At 55.9% G+C, this 20,443-nt stretch carries 20 protein-coding genes; 1 reads left to right on the top strand and 19 read right to left on the bottom strand.

All coding sequences use genetic code 11. From position 1 onward, the window contains the following. Nucleotides 1–25: 25 nt before the first annotated feature. Nucleotides 26–442 (top strand): MerR family transcriptional regulator, encoded by a 417-nt coding sequence (locus Q9R35_RS03940; RefSeq protein WP_042480834.1) that lies wholly within the window; start codon nt 26–28, stop codon nt 440–442. Nucleotides 443–580: 138 nt separating this feature from the next. Here Q9R35_RS03940 and Q9R35_RS03935 read toward each other — a convergent pair whose 3' ends face one another. The 19 genes from Q9R35_RS03935 to Q9R35_RS03845 all read right to left on the bottom strand — a co-directional run bounded on the left by Q9R35_RS03935 (nt 581) and on the right by Q9R35_RS03845 (nt 20,418). Next, a complete protein-coding gene (locus Q9R35_RS03935) occupies nt 581–1,867 on the bottom strand; it encodes a TRAP transporter large permease (RefSeq protein WP_042480836.1) in 1,287 nt (428 codons plus the stop codon). Between the two features lie 18 nt (nt 1,868–1,885). Then, nucleotides 1,886–2,416 (bottom strand): TRAP transporter small permease, encoded by a 531-nt coding sequence (locus Q9R35_RS03930; protein ID WP_311219366.1) that lies wholly within the window; start codon nt 2,414–2,416, stop codon nt 1,886–1,888. 54 nt (nt 2,417–2,470) lie between these two features. Further along, nucleotides 2,471–3,448: a TRAP transporter substrate-binding protein gene (locus tag Q9R35_RS03925; protein WP_045929919.1), complete on the bottom strand. Its 978-nt coding sequence runs from the start codon at nt 3,446–3,448 to the stop codon at nt 2,471–2,473. 39 nt (nt 3,449–3,487) lie between these two features. Then, nucleotides 3,488–4,021 carry a type II 3-dehydroquinate dehydratase gene (locus tag Q9R35_RS03920; RefSeq protein WP_042480843.1) on the bottom strand — a complete coding sequence of 178 codons (534 nt, stop codon included), beginning with the start codon at nt 4,019–4,021 and terminating at the stop codon, nt 3,488–3,490. Between the two features lie 26 nt (nt 4,022–4,047). Then, on the bottom strand, nt 4,048–4,803 hold the full coding sequence (locus tag Q9R35_RS03915; protein WP_042480846.1) for an SDR family NAD(P)-dependent oxidoreductase: 756 nt from the start codon (nt 4,801–4,803) through the stop codon (nt 4,048–4,050). Between the two features lie 38 nt (nt 4,804–4,841). Then, entirely contained in the window at nt 4,842–5,588 is a 747-nt protein-coding gene (locus Q9R35_RS03910; RefSeq protein WP_042480850.1) for an SDR family NAD(P)-dependent oxidoreductase, read from the bottom strand. An 8-nt stretch (nt 5,589–5,596) separates the two neighbouring features. After that, the gene (locus Q9R35_RS03905) at nt 5,597–6,430 is read right to left on the bottom strand and encodes an alpha/beta hydrolase (RefSeq protein ID WP_311219365.1); all 834 of its coding nucleotides are present in this window, start codon (nt 6,428–6,430) and stop codon (nt 5,597–5,599) included. Next, nucleotides 6,427–7,653, bottom strand: a complete 1,227-nt coding sequence (locus Q9R35_RS03900; RefSeq protein WP_042480855.1) for a CaiB/BaiF CoA-transferase family protein — start codon at nt 7,651–7,653, stop codon at nt 6,427–6,429. Before Q9R35_RS03900 ends, Q9R35_RS03905 begins: the two co-directional genes overlap by 4 nt. Next, the gene (locus Q9R35_RS03895) at nt 7,650–8,456 is read right to left on the bottom strand and encodes an IclR family transcriptional regulator (RefSeq protein ID WP_080723684.1); all 807 of its coding nucleotides are present in this window, start codon (nt 8,454–8,456) and stop codon (nt 7,650–7,652) included. Before Q9R35_RS03895 ends, Q9R35_RS03900 begins: the two co-directional genes overlap by 4 nt. After that, the gene (locus tag Q9R35_RS03890) at nt 8,453–9,598 is read right to left on the bottom strand and encodes a thiolase family protein (RefSeq protein ID WP_045929923.1); all 1,146 of its coding nucleotides are present in this window, start codon (nt 9,596–9,598) and stop codon (nt 8,453–8,455) included. The genes Q9R35_RS03895 and Q9R35_RS03890 overlap by 4 nt, the downstream gene beginning before the upstream one ends. A gap of 1 nt (nt 9,599) precedes the next feature. Beyond that, nucleotides 9,600–10,037 (bottom strand): OB-fold domain-containing protein, encoded by a 438-nt coding sequence (locus tag Q9R35_RS03885; protein WP_311219364.1) that lies wholly within the window; start codon nt 10,035–10,037, stop codon nt 9,600–9,602. 18 nt (nt 10,038–10,055) lie between these two features. Continuing rightward, nucleotides 10,056–10,886 carry an alpha/beta hydrolase gene (locus Q9R35_RS03880; RefSeq protein WP_311219363.1) on the bottom strand — a complete coding sequence of 277 codons (831 nt, stop codon included), beginning with the start codon at nt 10,884–10,886 and terminating at the stop codon, nt 10,056–10,058. A 219-nt stretch (nt 10,887–11,105) separates the two neighbouring features. Beyond that, nucleotides 11,106–11,675 (bottom strand): nitroreductase, encoded by a 570-nt coding sequence (locus Q9R35_RS03875; RefSeq protein WP_311219362.1) that lies wholly within the window; start codon nt 11,673–11,675, stop codon nt 11,106–11,108. 50 nt (nt 11,676–11,725) lie between these two features. Continuing rightward, nucleotides 11,726–12,463, bottom strand: a complete 738-nt coding sequence (gene pdxJ, locus Q9R35_RS03870; RefSeq protein WP_063690414.1) for a pyridoxine 5'-phosphate synthase — start codon at nt 12,461–12,463, stop codon at nt 11,726–11,728. Nucleotides 12,464–12,518: 55 nt separating this feature from the next. Beyond that, nucleotides 12,519–13,982, bottom strand: coding sequence for an efflux transporter outer membrane subunit (locus Q9R35_RS03865; RefSeq protein WP_197314173.1), 1,464 nt, complete (start codon nt 13,980–13,982; stop codon nt 12,519–12,521). Next, a complete protein-coding gene (locus Q9R35_RS03860; RefSeq protein ID WP_311219361.1) occupies nt 13,982–17,176 on the bottom strand; it encodes an efflux RND transporter permease subunit in 3,195 nt (1,064 codons plus the stop codon). Before Q9R35_RS03860 ends, Q9R35_RS03865 begins: the two co-directional genes overlap by 1 nt. A gap of 5 nt (nt 17,177–17,181) precedes the next feature. Continuing rightward, nucleotides 17,182–18,420, bottom strand: coding sequence for an efflux RND transporter periplasmic adaptor subunit (locus Q9R35_RS03855; RefSeq protein ID WP_042480881.1), 1,239 nt, complete (start codon nt 18,418–18,420; stop codon nt 17,182–17,184). 307 nt (nt 18,421–18,727) lie between these two features. Next, nucleotides 18,728–19,522 carry an ABC transporter ATP-binding protein gene (locus Q9R35_RS03850; RefSeq protein ID WP_042480884.1) on the bottom strand — a complete coding sequence of 265 codons (795 nt, stop codon included), beginning with the start codon at nt 19,520–19,522 and terminating at the stop codon, nt 18,728–18,730. Further along, complete coding sequence (locus Q9R35_RS03845; protein ID WP_026483313.1) at nt 19,522–20,418, bottom strand: ABC transporter permease; 897 nt, start codon at nt 20,416–20,418, stop codon at nt 19,522–19,524. Before Q9R35_RS03845 ends, Q9R35_RS03850 begins: the two co-directional genes overlap by 1 nt. Nucleotides 20,419–20,443 lie beyond the last annotated feature (25 nt).

Genomic DNA, 20,443 nt, shown 5'->3' with positions numbered 1-20,443 from the left:
CCCTTGCACTGCCCGAGGAAAGCCCATGCTGATTAGTGAAGCGGCCCGCATCACCGGCCTGACACCCAAGATGATTCGGCACTATGAAGATCTGGGACTCCTGAATAGTGACCGTGCCCCCAATGGCTACCGCGTCTACCAGGATCAGGACCTGGATACCTTGCACTTTATCGTTCGTGCCAAGGACCTGGGTTTCAATCTGGCGGACATTCAGCAACTGACCAGCTTATGGCGTGATCAGCAACGCCCCAGCAGCGAGGTCAAGCAGCTGGCTCAGGCACATATCAAAGCGCTGGAAAGCCGAGCCGCCCTCTTACTGGACATGGCGGCCAAGCTGCGGGTGCTGGCTGAACAATGCCAGGGGGACCAGCATCCCGACTGCCCCATCCTGGATGGTTTGGAAGGCGGCCATTGCTCCGGGTCGGTAAAGACCACAGCCTGAGCGCAGGCTCATCCAGGCACATGCCCCGCTTGTCGGCATACCTCCCCGAACCTCTTAAAACAAAGCGGCCAAAAAAAACCTCTCAACCCTTCAACAAGGCTTGAGAGGCAGCGGCATCGTGCCAAAGCTCCAGATAGGCTAGGAACCAGCCACCAAATTAGGCAGCCACACCGACACTTGCGGGAACAGGGTCAAGATAATGAGTACCAGCAAGGCCGTGAACAGGAAGGGAGCAATCCCCACCACGCCACGCTCCAAAGAGATGCGAGCCAGCAAGGACGAGATATTCAGGCACAAGCCGGCGGGTGGTGTAATCAGACCGATGCACAGGTTCACGACGGCAACCACGGTAAAGTGAGTCGGATCAATCCCCAGCTTCATCGCAATGGGATAGAGCACAGGAATCAACATCACCAGGGCGGCGTTGGTTTCCAGGAACATACCCACGATCAGCAACAGCACATTGACGAACAGCAGGAACACAAGCGGGTTGCTGATGTTTTCCAAAACGAAAGCGGAAATGGCTTCGGGAATACTGACGTACGCCAGCAGCCAGCTAAAGACACGCGCTGCTGCAACGATGATCATGATCACAGCGGTGGTATGAGCGGCGCCCACCAGGCTGTCTACAAAGATTTTCCAGGTGATCTGACGGTAAACCAACGTCCCGACGAGCAAGGCATAAATCACCGCCATGATGGCGGCCTCGGTAATATTGAAAATACCACTGCGAATGCCACCCAGAATAAAGACTGGCAGCAACAAGGCGAAGACCGAGTTCTTAAAGGTAATCCAGATTTCCTGGCCCGAAGCTTTACCTTGCGTTGGGAAATTATTACGTTTACTGATCCACCAGCTCATCACCAGCATGGACAGCATATAAAGAGCACCTGGCACCACACCGGCCAAGAACAAGGTCGTGATGGACTGGCCTGTCAGTACGGCCACCACAATAAACGGGATGGAAGGCGGAATGATGGGAGCCACCACGTTCGCGGCTGCAATGACGCCGCCTGCAAAACCCGGGGGATAGCCAGAGCGAATCATGGCGGGGATCATGATACGGCCCAAGGCACTGGTGTCTGCCACAGCCGAGCCGGAGATACCGGCAAACATGCCCGAGGCCAGCACGCCACTCATGGCCAGGCCACCTTTGAAGCGGCCCAACAAGGCGTTGGCAAAATCCAGCAAGCGACTGGTCAGGCCACCGGAAGTCATCAGGCTACCGGCCAGGACAAAGAACGGGATGGCCAGCAAGGAAAAACTGTCCAGCCCGCTGAACAATTGCTGGGGAACCGCCATCAAGCTGATATCACCCAGTGCTACCAAAGCAGCCAGAACGCCCGCCGTGATGGCAAAGCCGATCGGCATGCCAATCAGCATGAGAATGAGCGTCAGAAGGGTAATTAAGGTTACGGTGATCATAAAAAGTGTTTTCCGTACTTAGGGATGCTCGTCGATGCTGCCGGATGTCCAATCAGGCTGACTGCCCAAGCGGATTAACAACAAAATCACCACGCACAAGCCCATTCCCAGCCACAGGGACGCATAGACCCAGGACATGGGGATATCCATCGCTGCCGAGAGCTGAACCGCGTTGATTTGCGCAAACTCCCAACCGTAATAGGTGATGCTGAGCAAGGTCGCCAGCATCAGCAGGTCGCGAATAATCAAGACGCGTCGTTTGAGCTTGCTTGAAATGTGATCCAGCAGAATCGTGACCGTGACATGACCACTACGGCGCAATACAGCCGCACTGCCCAGTAAGGAAATCCACACCATCAAGAAGCGAGCAACTTCCTCACTCCAAGAGGACATATCTTTCAGGACGTAGCGAGAGAAGATCTGCCATGCAATAACCGCACACATCACAAACATCATGCTGCCGATAATCCAATCCAGCGCCTTTTCAATAACAGACGCGCTTTTATCGGCCCAATTTTCTGTTTTGGTCGGTACGTTGTTAGTTGTCATAACTTTTACCTGTGGGGTCGGGACATGAGGGTGACGCATGTCCCGATCTTTTCATTATTGAACGGCGCGGATTTTATCCAGCCAAACCTGCAGCTCGGGGAACTCTGCATCCATGGCTTTAATCTTGGTCGCAAAGGCTTCGCGGTCGACCGCGTTAAATGCCATGCCTTTTCCGATCAGGAACTGCTTCATGTTTTCTTCTTCCACGATCATGCGATCCGTGGCTTCCTTCATGACACGCTCACCCTCTTCCTGCAGAATCTGGCGTGTTTCTTCCGGCAGTTTCTTGAAGTAGGCGTCCGAGTAGATCAATGTCATGGCGCCGATGGTGTGCTGGGTCTCAGCCACGTTCTTTTGCACTTCGAACAGATTGACGTTCTTGATCACTTCCAAGGGGTTTTCCTGACCATCGATCATGCCGTGCTGCAGGGAGGTGAACAGCTCAGCCATGCCCATAGGCACCGGGCTGGCACCCAGCGTGGTCCAGGTGCTGCGATACATGCGCAGTGGCGGGACACGCATTTTCAGGCCATGCAAATCGTCCGGGTTTTGAATCACACGGTTCGAAGTCAGATAGCGAGCGCCACGATAGGCCGCCCCCACCAGCTTGAACCCGCTTTCCTTGGCGATCTGGTCATACAGTTCCTGGCCGACTGGACCGGTATAAACCGCACGGTAGTGATCCATATCGCGAATCAGGTAGGGGTAGGCTTCGACACCGGCCGATTTTGCGTAGCGGTCCAGTGCTCCCACACTTTGCAGCACAATGTGGTTGGTACCCATGCGCAAACCTTCGATGGACTGAGGCCAGTCACCGGTCAAGCCATTGGCGTCGATATTGATCTTGATTTTCCCGCCCGAACGCTCTTCCACAGCAGCCTTGAAGCGCTCTGCGGTTTGCCCCCAGTGGTCCTGGGCAGCATAGATATGCGCAAACTTCAGCGTAACGGGTTTGATTTCTGCCTGAGCGGCAACACTGCTGAACAAGCCAACAGCGGCAAAAACGGTAGCGAGTAGAGAAAACTTTTTCATGTCTTCCTCCGTATTAATCGTTATATGAAAAGAGGTGGACTACTGACCGGAAGGACGGCCCAGGAAGCTTTGATCATCCAGAGCCAGGGTCATGGCGGTCAAGGCAGCCAGATAGCTGTAATGACGCATGCCCATGCAAATGCCAGTAGCGGTATGAGTGAAGCTGGACTGAATGCTGCCACCGCCCAAACCACGGGCCGCGCCTGCACTTGCAGCAATATTCGAGAAGTGAACTTCCATCACAGGCAGCTCAGTGTCTTCCAGGGCATGACGCACGCCTTCCCCAATTGTGGTCAGGCCAGCGGGATTGATCAGGTAGCCATCTACCCGATGAGCGGACTCGTGGATGTATTCCAAAATATCGCCCATGTGGTTGGACGAAAAATTTTCGACCTCTACACCCAACTGCTCACCAAAGTTGCGCACACACGCCTTGAGCTCGTCCAGGGACTGAATGTTTCCATAGACTTTTTTGCTGCGCTTACCCAGGCTCGACATGTTCGGGCCATCAATCACAGCGATAAGGTGTTTGCGGTTGGAAGAACGGGTGATGGTGAAGTTATGTGCACTCATGCTTGGAAGCCTCTTGCCAAGTGGGATTAGTTAAAACGCAGACCAGCATCCACATTCAGTGTCTGACCCGTGATGTATTTGCTTTCATCGGAAGCCAGGAACATGGTGGCGCCGATCATGTCGCTGACATCCCCTTTGCGTTTCAGGGTTTGGGCAGCGATGATGGCGTCCCATTGCTCTGGACGAATGGTGTCGCGTGGCACTTCGGTCACAATGCCGTGCGGGCTGATGGCATTGACGTTGATGCAGTATTCACCCAGCTCGGTAGCCAGGGCGCGGGTCAAGGCGACAACCGCCCCTTTGGAGGCCACGTAGTGCGCGTAATTCGCGCGGCCCGTAACCACAACGCTGGAAGAAATATTGATGATCTTGCCGCTTTGTTGCTGCTTCATGAAGGGCGATACCGCCTTGATGCAGTTAAAGACACCACGGGCATTCACGCCCATCACAAAGTCCCACTCGTCTGCGTCGATTTCTTCAAATGGCTTCATTTTCAGAGTCGAGAAAACGGCCGCATTGTTAATCAGCACGTCTACTGTGCCGAAGGCTTTGACTGCCTGTGCAACCATCTCGGCCGTGCTCTTGTCGTCCGACACATCAACTTTGACGGCCAGGGCCTGACCATTCTCTGCCTGAATTTCTGCAGCAACAGCCTGTGCTTTTTCGATGTTCAAATCAGCAACCACCACTGCGGCACCTGCCTTGGCAAATTCTTGCGCGTAGGCACGACCAATCCCTTGGCCCGCTCCGGTGATAATCACTGTTTTATTTTCAAATCTCACGATAGTTCCTTCTTTGATTGGTATGGGTATGAATGTGTTCAGGCAGGCATACGCAAGGTAGCCATACCACCATCAATATTGATGATGGTGCCGGTGTAGGACAGCGCACCCGGATGGGCAACGTGGGCAACCAGGCGAGCAACCTCCTCGGGCTGTACCATTTGCCCGGTGGGTTGGCGACGGTGAAACTCATTGCGCTTGGCCACCGGATCGCTAGTGCGATTGGCCAGCTCGGTCATGAAGGGGGTGTCTACGGTCGCGGGGGCGATACCCACTACGCGAATCTGCTCGGCAATCAAATCGGCGGACATGGCCAGTGTCATGGACTGGATCGCCCCTTTGCTGGCTGAATACAGCGCACGCTCGGGTAAACCATTGATCGCGGTGCAGGAAGACATATTGACGATCACGGCATTTTTCGACTGACGCAAATACGGCAAACACGCACGCGTACTACGCATATAGCCCAGCACGTTGATGTTAAAAATGCGTAGCCAGTCTTCGTCACTGCCATCTTCTATCGTGCCCACAAAGCTCACACCGGCGTTGTTGACCAAGACATCAATACGACCCTGTTCCTGGGCAAACCCGGCCAGCGCCCGATTCAAGGATGCCTGATCGGTCACATCGGCAATCAAAGCCGTGGCCCCTTCCGGAATGCCCTCAGGCTGACGGTCAATACCGCCAACAATGGCGCCCAGTTCCAGCAGGTGCTGGCATACAGCCTGGCCTATGCCTGCTGCGGCACCTGTGACAACAACAATTCGGCCTGTAAAGTCTGACATAAGCGTTCCTAGCAAAAATGTGTGGTACCAGACGCCTTGAAATGCGCCAATAGCAAGGCCATCAAGGTATCGGGCGGGGTCAGCGGCAACATGTGCCCTCCCCCATCAATAACGTGCAGGGCTGTCTGTGTCTTGCCCGCCTTGTGCAAGGCATCCAGGATGATTTGCATGGCACTGGCGGGCGTAGACAGATCCTGACTGCCCGTCAGCAGCAAAGTGGCCGGCAAGTGCGCCGCCAGCTCACCGTACCCGGAAAACTGGGCAAGACTTTGCCAACTGCTCAGCAATGTCTGCACCGGAACCAGGCTGAGCTGTTGCTCTGCGTACTGTATGGCCTGGGCGAGCTCAGGGCTGGTCGCCAGGCCACCAAACCAGCGCTGCATGGTGGTCTCTACAATGGTTTGGCGACTTTCATGCTGCATGGCCTGGGCCCGCTCACCAAATACCGCCAAGCCCATTGGCGGGCTGGCAATAATGCTCAGGCTTTGCACCTTTTTAGAGGGACAATCGGCCAGCCTGGCCGCTGCCAACGCCGCGATCACCCCACCAATCGAATGCCCCAGCAAATGAACCTTGTCAAAACGGCAGGACTCCACCACCTTGACGGCATCATCCACCAAGGTATCCAGGTCGAACTGCGATAACGCAGCGGCCGAGCCATGGCCTCGCAGGTCGTAACTCAGACACGGATAAACGGCAGCCAAGTGGCTGAACAGTGCGTCAAAGGAATGCGCATCGACCCCGATGGAGTGCAAGGCAATGACACCTTCATCGCCGCTCGTGCCCTTCTGCGCAACGAGCAAGGACCCGGGGTAAGGAAGCCTGACCAATGGGGTCGTCATGCTTGGCTGCACGTACTGTTCAACAACACGCCTTTACTTTGTAAAGACGACACGGCGTCAGCAGACAGGCTTAACCACTCACCCAACACGCGCGCATCATCCTCCCCCTTCCTGGGAGGGAAACGAGATGGAGTGGCTTCGGCGCCCACAAATTTGATGGGGTTTCCAACGACCTCAATACTGTGATCTTCATTTTGAAGGGCCAGAATCATGCTGCGTTCTGAATCGCGAGCATGTGCCAATGCCTCTGGCACGGACTGGATCAGCGCAACCGGGACACTATGCTCTTCCAGTAATGGAATCCAATGTGCAGCCGCCTGTGTCGCAAAAGCGCTTTCAAGCTGCTCCCACAAGGCATGTTTGTTTTTCAGGCGACTGGCACCAGTCTGGAAGCGTTCATCATCAATGAGCGACTCCAGGCCCAGTACACGACACAAGCCTTGCCACATTCTCTCGGTATTAGCCGTCACTACAAACTCGCGGCCATCACCACCCCGAAAAGAGCGGTAGGTAGGAATAGAGTCATGCTTGGCGCCCTGGGGAGCGGGCGTCACGCCCGCAATCAAGGAATAGGCACTTTGATAAGACAGCATGGCCAACTGGCAATCCAGCATCGCCACATCCACAATCCGGCCTTTCCCGGTACGTTCCCTGTCGGCCAGGGCGGCATTGATGGCGATAGTCGCGTACAAGCCAGCGACCGTATCACCGGCTGGAATGCCCAAACGTACGGCTGGTCTGCCCTCTTCGCCCGTCAGGCTCATGACGCCTGACAGGGCTTGCACAATCATGTCGTAAGCAGGTTTGTCACGATCCGGGCCGGTTTGCCCAAAACCACTAATGGACGCCCAGACCAGACCGGGGTGTTCCTCACACAAGGCTTGTGGGTCCAGGCCCAGACGGGCCGCCACGCCCGGGCGGTAATTTTCCACAACCACATCCGCTTTCAGAATCAGTTGTCGAACCAGGTCCAGCCCTTCAGCGGTTTTCAGATTTACCGCCAAACTGCTTTTATTGCGATTGATACTCAGATAGTAGGCACTATCCTCACCCACAAAATGGGGGGGAATACTGCGACTGGAGTCACCTTCCGGTGCCTCGATCTTGACCACTTCAGCCCCCAGATCCCCCAGCACTTGTGTGCAGAAGGGACCGGACAAAAAGGTAGTGAGGTCGATGACCTTATAGCCTGCCAGGGGCTGCGCGGTAGCGGTATGACTCATAATTTGGTTTTTCTATGTCGGTATCCGAACATCTCGGACAGTTTTTCGGCATGATGAATAACGGCAGCGGTAATGGCGCTCAACCCTGCACTGGGCACACGGGTAGTGGGCATGGTCAAACAAATACAGCCCACAATGCCGTGGTTATCAAAAACAGGTGCTGCAACCCCGCGTGCATCAGGCAACTTCTCGCTCATGCTGTGGGCATAGCCGTTCTGGCGCACTTCGCTCAGCTCTGCCAAAAGCGACTCCAAAGCAGGCAAAGGTGCATCTTGCGCCGGAGAGGTCTCGGCCTTGGCATACACACGCTCTATTGTGTCCTGATCCAGATACGCCAAAATAGCCTTGCCGGAAGCCCCCCAGACCAGGGACATGGGTTTGTGCAAATCAATCTGATATTGCAGCTTGTGCTCGCCTCGTGCGATGGCCGCAAAACTCATGGCCGACTCGCTGACGGCATACGTGCCAAACAGGACAGTCTCGTTGAACTCGGAAGCAATCTCGTCCAGAGATTTTTGTGCCAAGGCAGGCTTGGATTCAGCGCTCATCACTTGCGCCGCTACTCGATAAAATTCAGGCCCAATGCTGTACAAACCACTTCCACCACTGACCACCGCAACAAAATCATCTTTGCGCAGCAGATTGAGCAAGCGGTGAGCCGTTGAAGGGGCCAGGCCCATTTGCTCGGACACTTGCTTGACGGTTACCGGGCCGTTGGACTCCGCCAAGACAGCCAATAGCTGAAGCGCACGGCTTACGGTTCCGGTTGAACTAGTAGAGGTGGACGTGTTTTGTGTGGTCATATCTGGGCTTCAAAAATATGGATTGCACAAGCACCATGATCCAGGCCCGCAATACCGCCACCCGTGACGTGTGTCATGGCGTAGCGAGCATCAGGAACCTGACGTTCTCCGGCTTGGTGTGTCAGTTGCCAGTACATTTCCACGGCTTGGGCCACACCGCTTGCTCCCACTGGATGACCCTTGGCCAGCAAACCGCCACTGGGGTTCACCACCACATCACCGCCGTAGGTACTACGGCCATCCAGCAGGAACTGAGCAGACTGCCCGACCTCACACAAACCTAGTGCTTCGTAATAAATAAGTTCGGCGATTGTAAACGCGTCATGCAGCTCAACCGCATCCAGATCCTGGGCTGTAATCCCCGCCATCTTGTAGGCATCGCGGGCAGATTCCGCAGAAATCTCGGGACGAGTCATATCGCGAAAACCGCTGGTCGCCTGACCGGAATGCAGCACCGACGCAGCGACTCGCATGGCAGGTTTCTGCAAGCGTTTCAAGGCACGCTCGGACACCATGATCAAGGCCGCCGCGCCATCACCCGTAGGGCAACATTGCAGCAAGGTCAGTGGGTCACAAATAGGACGTGATGCCAGCACCTGCTCCACGGTCAGTGGATCGCGATACTGTGCATAGGGATTATGTTTACTGTGTGTGCGAGCCTTGATGGAGACCTGCGCCAGAACTTCTGGCCCCAGATTGCGTTCATGCAGGTAACGACGAGCACGCATGCCATACACCGCAGGCATCACCAAACCTTGCTGGACTTCGGGATCTTCCTGCACCAGAGGCAAGGTGCCTCCGCCAAACTGCGTCAGCTTGTCCACACCGATCACCAGCACGATATCGTGTCGGCCAGCCTGGATATCTTTCCACGCCAAATGAATGGCTGTGGCCCCACCCGAGCAGGCGTTATCGCAATTGACGACAGGCACTGTACCAATACCGATTTCCTTGACCAGACGCTGCCCCGTCAACATGCCACCAAAGGCGTGGCCGCAAACAACAGCATCAATATCCTGAGCCTGTACACCGGCACTGGCCATCGCGTTCAGGATTGCTGGCAAGGCCAAACCGGTATAGCTGGATTCTTTATGACGAGCCATGGGAATCATGGCCGCGCCGACTACATATGCTTCACTCACCTTACTTCTCCGCCGACATAGGAGTTACAAACCAGTCATTGCCATCGGTGGCAGTACTGACTGGCATATCGCAATACAAGGCACTCAGGTCTTCACAACGTACGTGTGCCAAAACACGAACTCCGTTAGGAAAATCCACATAACCCAAGGTGTAAGGCGTGGGACGCGACGCGGAAACATAAATGGTAGAAAAACTGTAGAGCTTTCCAAATGGGCCAAAAAACATGTCTTGCATGTCGCGAGCACCCGTTTCCATACACACGTCACGGACGGGAAAAGCCTTGCTGCCGCTGGAACGGCTCTGGCTGCCACGCAACAAGACCGCGCCATCTTCAACAACAAACTGGCTAGCCTGGTCTAACGCAATATCTCGTATCGGCTGTGCATTTGCACCGAAAGCCATTGCCGTCGGCAGCTCAATAGATTCAGTAACTGGCATGAATTAATCCTTGCAGCATTAATTAACTTGATTCCAAAAATTCTCAATTTGCAGTGCGAAAGCTTCGGGCACTTCAACCGGCGCCGTGTGACCGGACTGCTCAAATACCGTATGTGTGCTGTCTGGAAGCAAGCTGTGCATATGCTCCATATCAGCGGGCTTTTTAGCTCTGTCCAAAGCACCGCTGATCAACAAATGAGGGGTGGTATTGCCTGCCAAAAGGGACTGATAGTCAGGACGGGCAAACACGCCATTGACTGAGTTGGCAATGCTGGGAGGCAAGTATGTGAAGTAGTCGCGCCACTGCTCCTGCTGAGCCTGAGCAGCAAGGTCTGTGCTTGCCAGAAAGGCGTCTCCAAACATGGTTTGCAGCAAGGCCGAGACATAGGGCGCACCGCCATCTCGACGCAGTTGCGCTTCCAGTTGGTCAAAGCGCTCTTTCTGCTGTTCTGCCATCGAGGTGCAGCAAGACAGGACAGCAGAACGGACCAACTGAGGTGCGCACTGCATCAGCTCCTGAGCCACGTAACCTCCCATCGAGCTACCCACTACATGCAAGGACGAAATCCGCAGTGCTTGGGCCAGGAACGCGTAGTCCTGTGCCAACTGATGCATGGTGGCGGGCTTCTGGCCTGTGGTGCTCAAACCCTGATTACGATGATCCGGGCAAATAATGTGCCATTCGTTTTGCAACGCCTGAATCACGGGCAGGAACATGCCTCCATTGAAAAACAGGGAGTGCAGCATGAGCACGGATGGACGAGATGCGCTGGGCAGCCCAATTTCTGCGTAATGCAGTTCGGCCCCATCGGGAAGCATCAGATGCTGTGTGCTGACTCGTTTCATCATTTTCCTGTTCATATTCCGTTTAACGGAATGTCATTCTAATGTATGGAATAATGATAAAAGCGTGGTTAGGTTCATGCCTATCAGTACAAACCCTAGGGCACAAAAAAAGCCTGAATCCAGAAAGGTTTCAGGCTCTTTAAAACTATCCAAAGCAATCACCACTTTGGGTGATGCCATGGAACCGGCGCTATTTTAGAACCGGTTCATCATCAGCCGGACTCAAGCAGCTTGCCACTCCGTCACAAACTTCTGTGGCTCGGGACGCTGGGCAGGACCCAGATTGTGAATAGGCGTACCCACCGACACAAAGCCCAGGAATTGGTAATCCAGGGAATCGAAGCCCAGGGCTTCCGGAACTTCTTCACCATAGGTGCCCAGGCCAGTGCTCCAGAAAGCGCCAAAGCCCAGTTGGTGAGCCGCATGCAGCATATTGCTGACGGCTGCGCCCGTTGCCAGGATACGTTCCAGTTCAGGGATTTTTTCTTCACCATGATCGATATGGCTGGCCACGGCGATCAGCATGGGCACTTTGGCCAGCCATGCGCGGACACTGGCAGCTTTCTGCTCGGTCAAGGGATTGCCAGCGCGCTCATTGGCGGCAATGGCCAGTTCACCCAAAGCCTGCACGTTTTCACCGCGGATCAGGCAAAAGCGCCATGGCTGCAAACGGCCATGGTCAGGAGCGACCATGGCAGCGCGCAAAATCAGGTCCAGCTCTTGCTCATTCGGGCCAGGGCCTTGCACCAGCTTGATAGAGCGGCGGGACAATAGGGAATCAATGGTACTCATAGTGCTTCCAGAATCAGTTAAGAGTGCCCTGCCCTGATGGCAGGGCTCAGTCAGGCTTGAGCAGGAGCGCCCGCTTGCACCAGCAGGGCTTTCATGTCGCGCACGGCTTTTTCCCAACCGTCAAAGACAGCCTGGGCAACAATGGCGTGACCAATATTGAGCTCCGTCAGCCCGGGCAAGGCGGCAATCGCTTGGACGTTGCCGTAGTGCAGGCCATGACCTGCATTCACACGCAGACCTTGCGACACGCCTTGAGCAATACCGGCACGGATACGTTCCAGTTCGCTGGCGGCCTGCTCAGGCGTTTGAGCATCCGCATAAGTGCCGGTGTGCAGTTCAATCACGGTAGCGCCCACCTCGCTGGCGGCACGGATTTGCGCCGGGTCGGCATCAATGAACAGCGAAACACGAATGCCGGCGGCCTGCAATTGCTGCACAGCAGCCTTGACCTGGTCCAGATGACCGACCACATCCAGACCACCTTCGGTAGTCAGTTCAGCACGGTGTTCGGGAACCAGGCAGACATCGTCCGGTTTGATACGGCAGGCAATGTCCAGCATTTCGGTGGTGATGGCGCATTCCAGATTCATCCGGGTACGCAGTACGGGGCGCAGGGCCTCGACGTCGGCATCCTGAATATGACGCCGGTCTTCACGCAGATGTAAGGTGATCAGGTCCGCTCCGGCTTCTTCTGCTCGCAAAGCGGCCTGAATTGGATCAGGGTATGTGGTCAGACGCTGCTGGCGCAGCGTCGCCACATGATCGATATTGACGCCCAGTTCTAACATTCCCCAAGGACCTCCGTAGTTTCAGGGATGAATGACCAGACGTATTATCGCCTGTTTACTCCGGTGCTGTCCCAGTGGCCTGGGTCTTTGTTTCAGGCTTGACGGTTTCAGCTGTCCAGCCGCCACCCAAAGCCTTGTACAACTCGACCCGGTTCATCAGGGATGCCAAGCCAGTCTGAATGTAGGCTTGACGCGTACCGTACAGGCTGACTTCAGCCGTTTGCACCTGCAGGAAGCTGTCTATACCCACTTCGTAACGCAGCTTGGCCAAACGCAAGCTTTCGCTGGCTGCCTGATCAACCTCTTGCAAGGCGTCGATCTGCTGACCGTAGGTGGCTTCGCCCGCCAGAGCATCAGCCACTTCGCGGAAGGCTTCCTGAATGGTTTTTTCATACTGGCTGATCGCAATGTCACGACGAGCCTCGGCCAGATCCAGATTGGCCCAGGTGCTGCCCGAGAGCAGCGGCATGGTAATTTGCGGCTGGAACTGCCAGTAACGGTTACCCGAACTGAACAGACCACCCAGCTCGGGGCTCATGAAGCCCAGCAGGCCGGTCAGGCTCAGACGCGGGAAGAACGCAGCGCGTGCCGCACCGATGCTGTAGTTAGAGCCGCGCAAGACGTGCTCGGCCGCCACAATATCAGGACGACGCTCCAGCAGTTCTGCCGACAGCCCCACGGGCAAGCTAGGCATCAGCTGCGCACGGGTAAACGGCAAGCCTGCTGGCAGATCTGTGGGGATTTCACGTCCCAGCAAGACCTGCAAGGCATTCAGTGCACGCTGACGGTCACGCTCGACAGCCTGCATATCGGAACGCACAGTGTTGTATTGCACCTTGGCCTGGTTCAGGTCCAGCGCAGACACGGTACCGGCATCGTAAGAGGACTGCACCAGACGCAGTGTTTCCTGACGACTGCGCAAGGTATTGCTCATCAAAGCATGCAGCTCTTCTGCAGTACGCACCTTGAAGTAGGCTTCAGCCGTGCCCGCCACCAGGGCGATGTGGGCAGTACGCTGGGCCTGCTCGGTGGCAAAGTACTGTTCTTGAGCGGCACGGGCCAGATCACGCACTCGACCAAAGAAGTCCAGCTCAAAAGCAGTAATACCGACACCGGCCTGGAACGTACGGGTTACCGGGGCCGAATTTGGACCACCAGGACGCAGTTCAGCGGGTGTGTGGGTGGCCTGCTCGGCCGCCTGCACACCAATGCTGGGCAACTGATCACTGCGGGCCACGCCATACTGGGCACGAGCTTCCTCGATGCGCTGGGTGGCAATACGCAGGTCACGGTTGTTTTCCAGGGCCTGTTCGATCAGGGCATGCAGACGCGGATCGGTAAAGAATTCACGCCAGCCCAGATCAGCAGCCTGTGCCGCATCCGCCTGGCCCTGCTGGGCCAGAGGGAATTGCGCAGGCACGGGGGAATCAGGACGCTCGTACTTCGGTGCCAAGGAGCAAGCCGACAAGGCAAACGCCACGGCCAGCACCAGGGGACTACGTAAAAACATGCTAGACATCAGTGCTGTCCTCCTTGCGAACCGGCCGGCTGTGCAGCTTGTTTGGCCTGTTCTTCCTCGTGCAATTTAGCGGCTTCGCCAAACAGACGGGGTTTAGTTTTAAAGAGCTTGAGGATTACGACAAAGAAGGTCGGCACCATCAAGACAGCCAACGGCGTTGCGGCCAACATACCACCCAGCACGCCCAGACCCACAGCGTTCTGGCTGGCAGCACCCGCACCGGTCGAGGTGGCCAGAGGCACCACACCCAGCACAAAGGCGAAGGAGGTCATCAAGATAGGACGGAAACGCAGGCGGGCAGCTTCCAGAGTGGCATCGACCAAGGTGGCGCCACGTGCGTAGGCATCCTTGGCAAACTCCACAATCAGAATCGCGTTCTTCGCTGACAGACCGATCACCGTCACGATACCCACCTGGAAGTACACGTCGTTAGGCATACCCAGACCGGAGACCAGCAAGACCGAACCCAGCATACCCAGCGGTACGGCCAGCATCACGGACAGAGGAATCGCCCAGCTTTCGTACAAGGCAGCCAGCAGCATGAACACCACCAGAACCGCCAAGCCCATCAAGATAGCGGACTGGCCTGCGGCCTGACGCTCTTGATAAGACAGACCTGTCCAGTCCACACCAAAGCCGCTAGGCAACTGCTTCATCAGGTTTTCCATCTCGATCATGGCTTCACCCGAGGTATAGCCTGGAGCGGGGCCACCACCGATACGGACAGACTCGTAGCTGTTGTAGCGCACGATCTGTACCGGACCTTGTTCGGTCGTCTGGCTGACAAAGGCCGACAGCGGAACCATCTTGCCTTCGCTGTTGCGAGCGTTGAGCTTGAGCACATCGTCGATGGTCATGCGGTACGGCGCATCAGCTTGTACCCAGACACTTTGCACACGTCCCTGGTTGGTGAATTTACCCACAAAAGACGAGCCCAGGGCGCCACTGATCAAGGCAGAGGCTTCGCTGAAGTTCACACCCAGGGCAGCCGCCTTGTCTCGGTCAATTTCCAGACGGATCTGTTTGCCAGGTCCCAAGCCCGTGATACGCACACTCTGTGGATCAAACACAGGGCTTGCCTTGGCCAGGGCCAGCAACTGATCCGCGGCTGCCATCAGGGCATCGTGACCCATGCCGCCGCGGTCTTCCAGACGCATATCAATACCCGAGGAGTTACCCAGAGCAGAAATAGCGGGTGGCACAATCGCGATCACCATGGAGTCGGGCAAACCGAACAGCAGTTGGCCCATGGCCTTGCCGGAAATGGCTTGAGCCGAGTTTTCCTCGCCTTTACGTTCGTTGAAGTCTTTCAAGGGCACAAAGGCAATAGCCGAGTTCAAACCACTACCGTTAAAGCTGAAACCTTGCACGGCAATGATGTTTTCAACCTGAGGCTGCTCTTTGAAGTAGTCCTCTACCTTGGAGATGGTTTCAATCGTGCGGTTGGCCGTCGAACCGGCAGGCAGTTCGATGTTGGCAATCACGTAGCCCTGATCTTCCTCGGGCAAGAACGCGGTTGGCATGCGCATGTACAGGAAACCCAGCACCAGCACCATGATCAGGTAGATGAACATCATCCGACCGCCACGACGCAAGGTCTTGCCAATAAAGCTTTCGTAGCCGTTGGTGGTACGCGTAAAGACACGGTTGAACCAGCCAAAGAAGCCACGCTTGGTTTCGTGATGGCCCTTGGGAATAGGTTTCAACAAAGTCGCGCACAAGGCAGGTGTAAAGGTCAGTGCCAAAAAGCCGGAGAAGGCAATCGACACAGCCATGGCCACCGAGAACTGACGGTAAATCACACCCACCGAACCGGCCATGAATGCCAGGGGCAAGAACACGGCCGACAGCACCAGCGTAATACCCACAATAGCGCCACTAATTTGCGGCATGGCTTTCTTGGTCGCTTCCTTAGGCGAGAGCCCGTCTTCCACCATGATACGTTCGACGTTCTCCACCACCACGATCGCGTCGTCCACCAAAATACCAATGGCCAGCACCATCGCGAACATGGTCAGCACGTTCACGGACATGCCCAGCACCTGCATCACCGCGAACGCCCCCAAGATAGCCACCGGCACCACCAGTGCAGGGATCAGGGTGTAGCGCACGTTTTGCAGGAACACGTACATCACGATGAACACCAGCACCATGGCCTCCAGCAAGGTGTAAACCACCTGGGTGATGGACTTGTCCACGTAGGGCGAGGTGTCGTAAGGAATGTCGTAGCGGATGTTTTCCGGGAAGAACTCGGCCAACTTCTCCATTTCGACTTTAATCGCTGCGGCGGTATCCAGCGCGTTCGCTTCGGGCAGCAAGGAGATAGCAAAAGCCGCTGTCGGCTTGCTGTTCAGACGAGCACCAAACTGGTAGTTGTCCGCCCCCACTTCCACACGAGCGACGTCTTTAATACGCACGGTCGAACCATCAGCCTGCGAGCGCAGAATGATGTTCTCAAACTCTTCCACCGTTGCCAGCTGACCGTTCACCGTAATCGGAGCGGCCACACGCTGGCTGTCCTGATTAGGTGGGCCACCCAGAATACCGGCGGACACCAGCATGTTTTGCTGACGAATCGCGTTGGTCACATCTGCCGGGCTCATCTGGTAGCCGACCAGCTTGGCAGGGTCCAGCCACACACGCATGGCGCGACCGGCTGCAAACAGCTGGAAGCGAGCCACACCAGGAACACGGGAAATCGTGTTCTTGATATTGCGTTCAATGTAGTCGGCCAAAGCTGTCTGATCCAGGCTGCCGTCCGTGGAGGACAAGGTCACCACTTGCAGAAAGCCGGTACTGGACTGCTCCACGTGCAGGCCCTGCTCCATCACCGCTGTCGGCAAGGACGCGGTAATGTTGCTGACCCGGTTCTGGACGTCCACCTGAGCCATGTCAGGATTGGTACCAGGACGGAAAGTAGCAGTGATTTCGGTCGAGCCGTAGGAGTCACTGACGGACTCGTAGTACAGCAGGCCTTTGGCACCGTTCAGCTGATCTTCGATCACACTGGCTACCGTACTGGCGACGTCTTCCGCCGTCGCACCTGGGTAGGTCGCCCGGATGGTGACCGAAGGTGGTGCCACATCGGGATACTGCGCTACAGGCATATTGGGCAAGGCCAATAAGCCAAATAGCGTGATCGCCAAGGCAACGACCCATGCAAAAATGGGCCTTTCAATAAAAAACTGAGGCATGTCGCTTACTCGCTAGACTTGGCTTCGTTTGGCTCAGCAGCGGCGGCCGGTTCCTGTGCGGGGGCCGCATCAGGAGCAGGTGCAGCGGCTGACTTGTCGCCCTTCCAAGGCATCGTCTGGACAGGGGCACCGGGACGAATCTTCTGGAAGCCTTCGACAATGATCTGGTCGCCGGCTTGCAAGCCTTTGTTGACCACATACTGACCATCGCTCTCAGGTCCCAACACGACAGGTACGGACTGGGCTTTTTCTTCACGAACTACATAAATGTTGGAAGCACCATCCGAGGTGTACTGAACAGCTTGGGCGGGCACCAGCAAGGCATCCGGAATAACGCCTTGTTCCAGACGTACGCGTACGTACATGCCGGGCAAGAGGATTTCGTCGGGGTTCGGGAACACGGCACGCAAGGTTACTTGCGAGGTGGAGGGATCCACGCTGACACCGCTAAACAGCAAAGCGCCATCCTGATCGTACAGGGAACCATCTTCCAGAACGGCCTTGGCTTTGGCCTGGCCTTCACCAGCCGACTTCAAGGTGCCATCGGCCATGGCGCGACGCAGCTGCGTCAGTTCAGCAGTGGAACGTGTCACGTCAATATAGACACGGTCCAGTTGCTGCACGGTGGCCATATGGGTGGCGTTGGCGGCAGAGACCAGGGCCCCTTCAGTAACCAGAGACTTGCCGATACGGCCCGATACGGGCGACACAATCTTGGTGTAGCCCAAATCGATATTGGCGCTGTCCAAGGTTGCTTGCGCAGCCGCAATGGCGGCATCCGCCTGCATGGCGCGGGCCTTGGCGTTATCGTAATCCTGGCGGGAAACCGCATTTTCCTTGATCAGGCGCTCGTAACGCTGGGCCAATTGCTTGGCGCTTTGCGCGTCGGCCTGGGCATTTTTCAGCTGGGCGGCAGCCTGATTGCGAACTGCGCGGTACGGAGCCGGGTCAATGGTAAACAAGAGCTGGTCTTGTTTGACATCAGCGCCCTGCTCAAAGTTGATCTCTTCCACAATCCCGGAAACACGGGCGCGGATTTGTGCATCTTTAATAGCTTCGACTCGTCCAGGCAGCTCGGAGAACAACTCGGTAGAGGTCGGTTGGACGGTAATCACACTGACCGGGACCTTCATCCCGCCGGCCGGAGCTTGAGGCTCTTTGTTGCCGCAAGCGGCCAGAAGAACCAAGGAAGAGAAGGCAGCAATGCGAAAAGTCTGCCGACCCAGCAAGCTTTGAAATGACATGAAGAACTCCTGAGCTAAGCGTTGCATGGGAGTTTAACGCTTAAACTGACTGGATTGTATGGTTTGGACAAGCAGCAAGTATATGTCGAAAAAGCCCAAATCAAACAGCAAAATTTGCGATGAGACTCATTCTTATCTTGCAATCGTTTGGCGACTACGATTAGCCAGCTACCCCCTTGCACTTGCCCCGTCGTCAGCCCACGTCAAAAGAACACGTATTATCATATACCTAGGGTTTTTTGAGTATAAAAAAACCGCGTTTAACCCCTAGAGTTGACGCGGTTTTCCAGATCCGGAATAGTGCTTTCTAACCTAGCAATAAACTATCGTCGGCTAGTGTTTCACCCCGCACCCGCTCGAACATCTCCAGCAAATCACGCACATCCAGACCCTGGCGCTGCTCGCCGCTGACATCCAGTACAACCTTGCCCTGGTGCAGCATCACCGTACGATCACCTACATCCAGCGCCTGGCGCATGCTGTGCGTCACCATCATGGTAGTCAGGCCACCTTCACGCACAATACGGTTAGTCAATTGCAAAACAAAGTCAGCCGTACGCGGGTCCAGCGCAGCCGTATGTTCGTCCAGCAGCAAGATCTTGGAAGGACGCAGGGCGGCCATCAGCAAGCTGACAGCCTGACGCTGGCCCCCCGACAACAAACCAATACGGTCTGTCAGACGGTTTTCCAGACCCAGGCCCAAGGTTTCCAGACGCTCCGCAAATTCAGCACGCATGGAGTGACGCACGGCACGGCTCAGACCGCGGCGGCTGCCACGGCAAGTGGCCAGCGCCATATTCTCTTCAATGGTCAGATCTTCACAGGTCCCGGCCATCGGATCCTGAAACACACGCGCCACCCAGTTGGCACGCTCCCAAACCGGGCGACGAGTCACATCCACGTTGTCGATCATGATTTGACCATCGTCGACAGACTGGTCGCCCGAGATCGCATTCAGAAAGGTGGACTTGCCCGCGCCGTTCGAACCGATCACGGTCACAAACTGCCCTTCGGGAATAGTCAAGGACAGCCCGCGCAAGGCACGGGTTTCAATAGGCGTGCCTGGGTTAAAGGTCAGGCACAGGTTTTTTGCTTCCAACATTACTGGGCCCCCTTCTGTTTACGAGCACGCTTTTTCTTGAGCAATGGAATCACCAGCGCCACGGTTACCAACAAAGCGGTGACCAGGTTCAGGTCCTGGGCTTTCAGACCGATGACATCGGCATTCAGGGCCAAAGCAATAAAGAAGCGGTACAGAATCGCGCCCAGCACCACGGCCAAGGTGGCGTAGAACAGTTTGCGGGCGGGCAAGATGCTTTCACCCACAATCACGGCAGCCAGACCAATCACGATGGTCCCGATACCCATGGAAATATCCGCCCCACCCTGCGACTGAGCAAACAAGGCGCCGGCCAATGCAACCAGCGCATTGGAAATCGCCATGCCCAGCAAGAGCATATTTCCGGTGGCCACGCCTTGCGCACGCGCCATGCGCGCATTGGCACCAGTAGCACGCATGGCCAGACCCGTTTGCGTCCCAAAGAACCAGTCCAGCGCCAGCTTGGCAATGATCACCAAACCGATCAGCAGCAAAGGACGGGCAATATAGTCAGCGATGGATTCAGGCTGCAGAATCGTGAAGACCGTCGGTTCCATGATCAAGGGCACATTGGGGCGACCCATGATGCGCAAATTGATGGAATACAAGGCAATCATCATCAGGATACTGGCCAGCAGATCCATGATTTTCAGGCGTACGTTCAACCAGCCGGTAATGGTGCCGGCAATGGCGCCTGCAAAGGTGGCCACGACGGTCGCCAGAAAAGGGTCATTGCCCTGGCTGATCAGGATGGCGGCAACCGCCCCACCCAAAGGAAAACTGCCATCGACCGTCAGGTCAGGGAATCGCAAGATGCGAAAGGAAATCAGAACACCCAGAGCAACCAGTCCGAAAATCAGACCAATCTCCAGGGCCCCCCACATTGAATAAATAGACATATTGTTGGACGTCTAGGATACAAAA

Origin of the sequence: Alcaligenes sp. AB3 (assembly GCF_031844565.1) — a bacterium.
Taxonomy (GTDB): Bacteria; Pseudomonadota; Gammaproteobacteria; order Burkholderiales; family Burkholderiaceae_B; genus Alcaligenes; species Alcaligenes faecalis.
The sequence above is the reverse complement of the archived record's forward strand: the minus strand, read 5'-3'. Positions and strand labels throughout refer to the sequence as shown.

Bases quoted from the DNA above. Each gene is read 5' to 3' on its own strand.
- Q9R35_RS03865 (WP_197314173.1), bottom strand. From the start codon at position 13,982: ATGTCTAGCATGTTTTTACGTAGTCCCCTGGTGCTGGCCGTGGCGTTT.
- Q9R35_RS03935 (WP_042480836.1), bottom strand. From the start codon at position 1,867: ATGATCACCGTAACCTTAATTACCCTTCTGACGCTCATTCTCATGCTG.
- Q9R35_RS03900 (WP_042480855.1), bottom strand. From the start codon at position 7,653: ATGAGTCATACCGCTACCGCGCAGCCCCTGGCAGGCTATAAGGTCATC.
- Q9R35_RS03940 (WP_042480834.1), top strand. From the start codon at position 26: ATGCTGATTAGTGAAGCGGCCCGCATCACCGGCCTGACACCCAAGATG.
- Q9R35_RS03880 (WP_311219363.1), bottom strand. From the start codon at position 10,886: ATGATGAAACGAGTCAGCACACAGCATCTGATGCTTCCCGATGGGGCC.
- Q9R35_RS03905 (WP_311219365.1), bottom strand. From the start codon at position 6,430: ATGACGACCCCATTGGTCAGGCTTCCTTACCCCGGGTCCTTGCTCGTT.
- Q9R35_RS03850 (WP_042480884.1), bottom strand. From the start codon at position 19,522: ATGTTGGAAGCAAAAAACCTGTGCCTGACCTTTAACCCAGGCACGCCT.
- Q9R35_RS03875 (WP_311219362.1), bottom strand. From the start codon at position 11,675: ATGAGTACCATTGATTCCCTATTGTCCCGCCGCTCTATCAAGCTGGTG.
- Q9R35_RS03885 (WP_311219364.1), bottom strand. From the start codon at position 10,037: ATGCCAGTTACTGAATCTATTGAGCTGCCGACGGCAATGGCTTTCGGT.
- Q9R35_RS03925 (WP_045929919.1), bottom strand. From the start codon at position 3,448: ATGAAAAAGTTTTCTCTACTCGCTACCGTTTTTGCCGCTGTTGGCTTG.
- Q9R35_RS03930 (WP_311219366.1), bottom strand. From the start codon at position 2,416: ATGACAACTAACAACGTACCGACCAAAACAGAAAATTGGGCCGATAAA.
- Q9R35_RS03845 (WP_026483313.1), bottom strand. From the start codon at position 20,418: ATGTCTATTTATTCAATGTGGGGGGCCCTGGAGATTGGTCTGATTTTC.
- Q9R35_RS03920 (WP_042480843.1), bottom strand. From the start codon at position 4,021: ATGAGTGCACATAACTTCACCATCACCCGTTCTTCCAACCGCAAACAC.
- Q9R35_RS03895 (WP_080723684.1), bottom strand. From the start codon at position 8,456: ATGACCACACAAAACACGTCCACCTCTACTAGTTCAACCGGAACCGTA.
- Q9R35_RS03910 (WP_042480850.1), bottom strand. From the start codon at position 5,588: ATGTCAGACTTTACAGGCCGAATTGTTGTTGTCACAGGTGCCGCAGCA.
- Q9R35_RS03860 (WP_311219361.1), bottom strand. From the start codon at position 17,176: ATGCCTCAGTTTTTTATTGAAAGGCCCATTTTTGCATGGGTCGTTGCC.
- Q9R35_RS03855 (WP_042480881.1), bottom strand. From the start codon at position 18,420: ATGTCATTTCAAAGCTTGCTGGGTCGGCAGACTTTTCGCATTGCTGCC.
- pdxJ (WP_063690414.1), bottom strand. From the start codon at position 12,463: ATGTTAGAACTGGGCGTCAATATCGATCATGTGGCGACGCTGCGCCAG.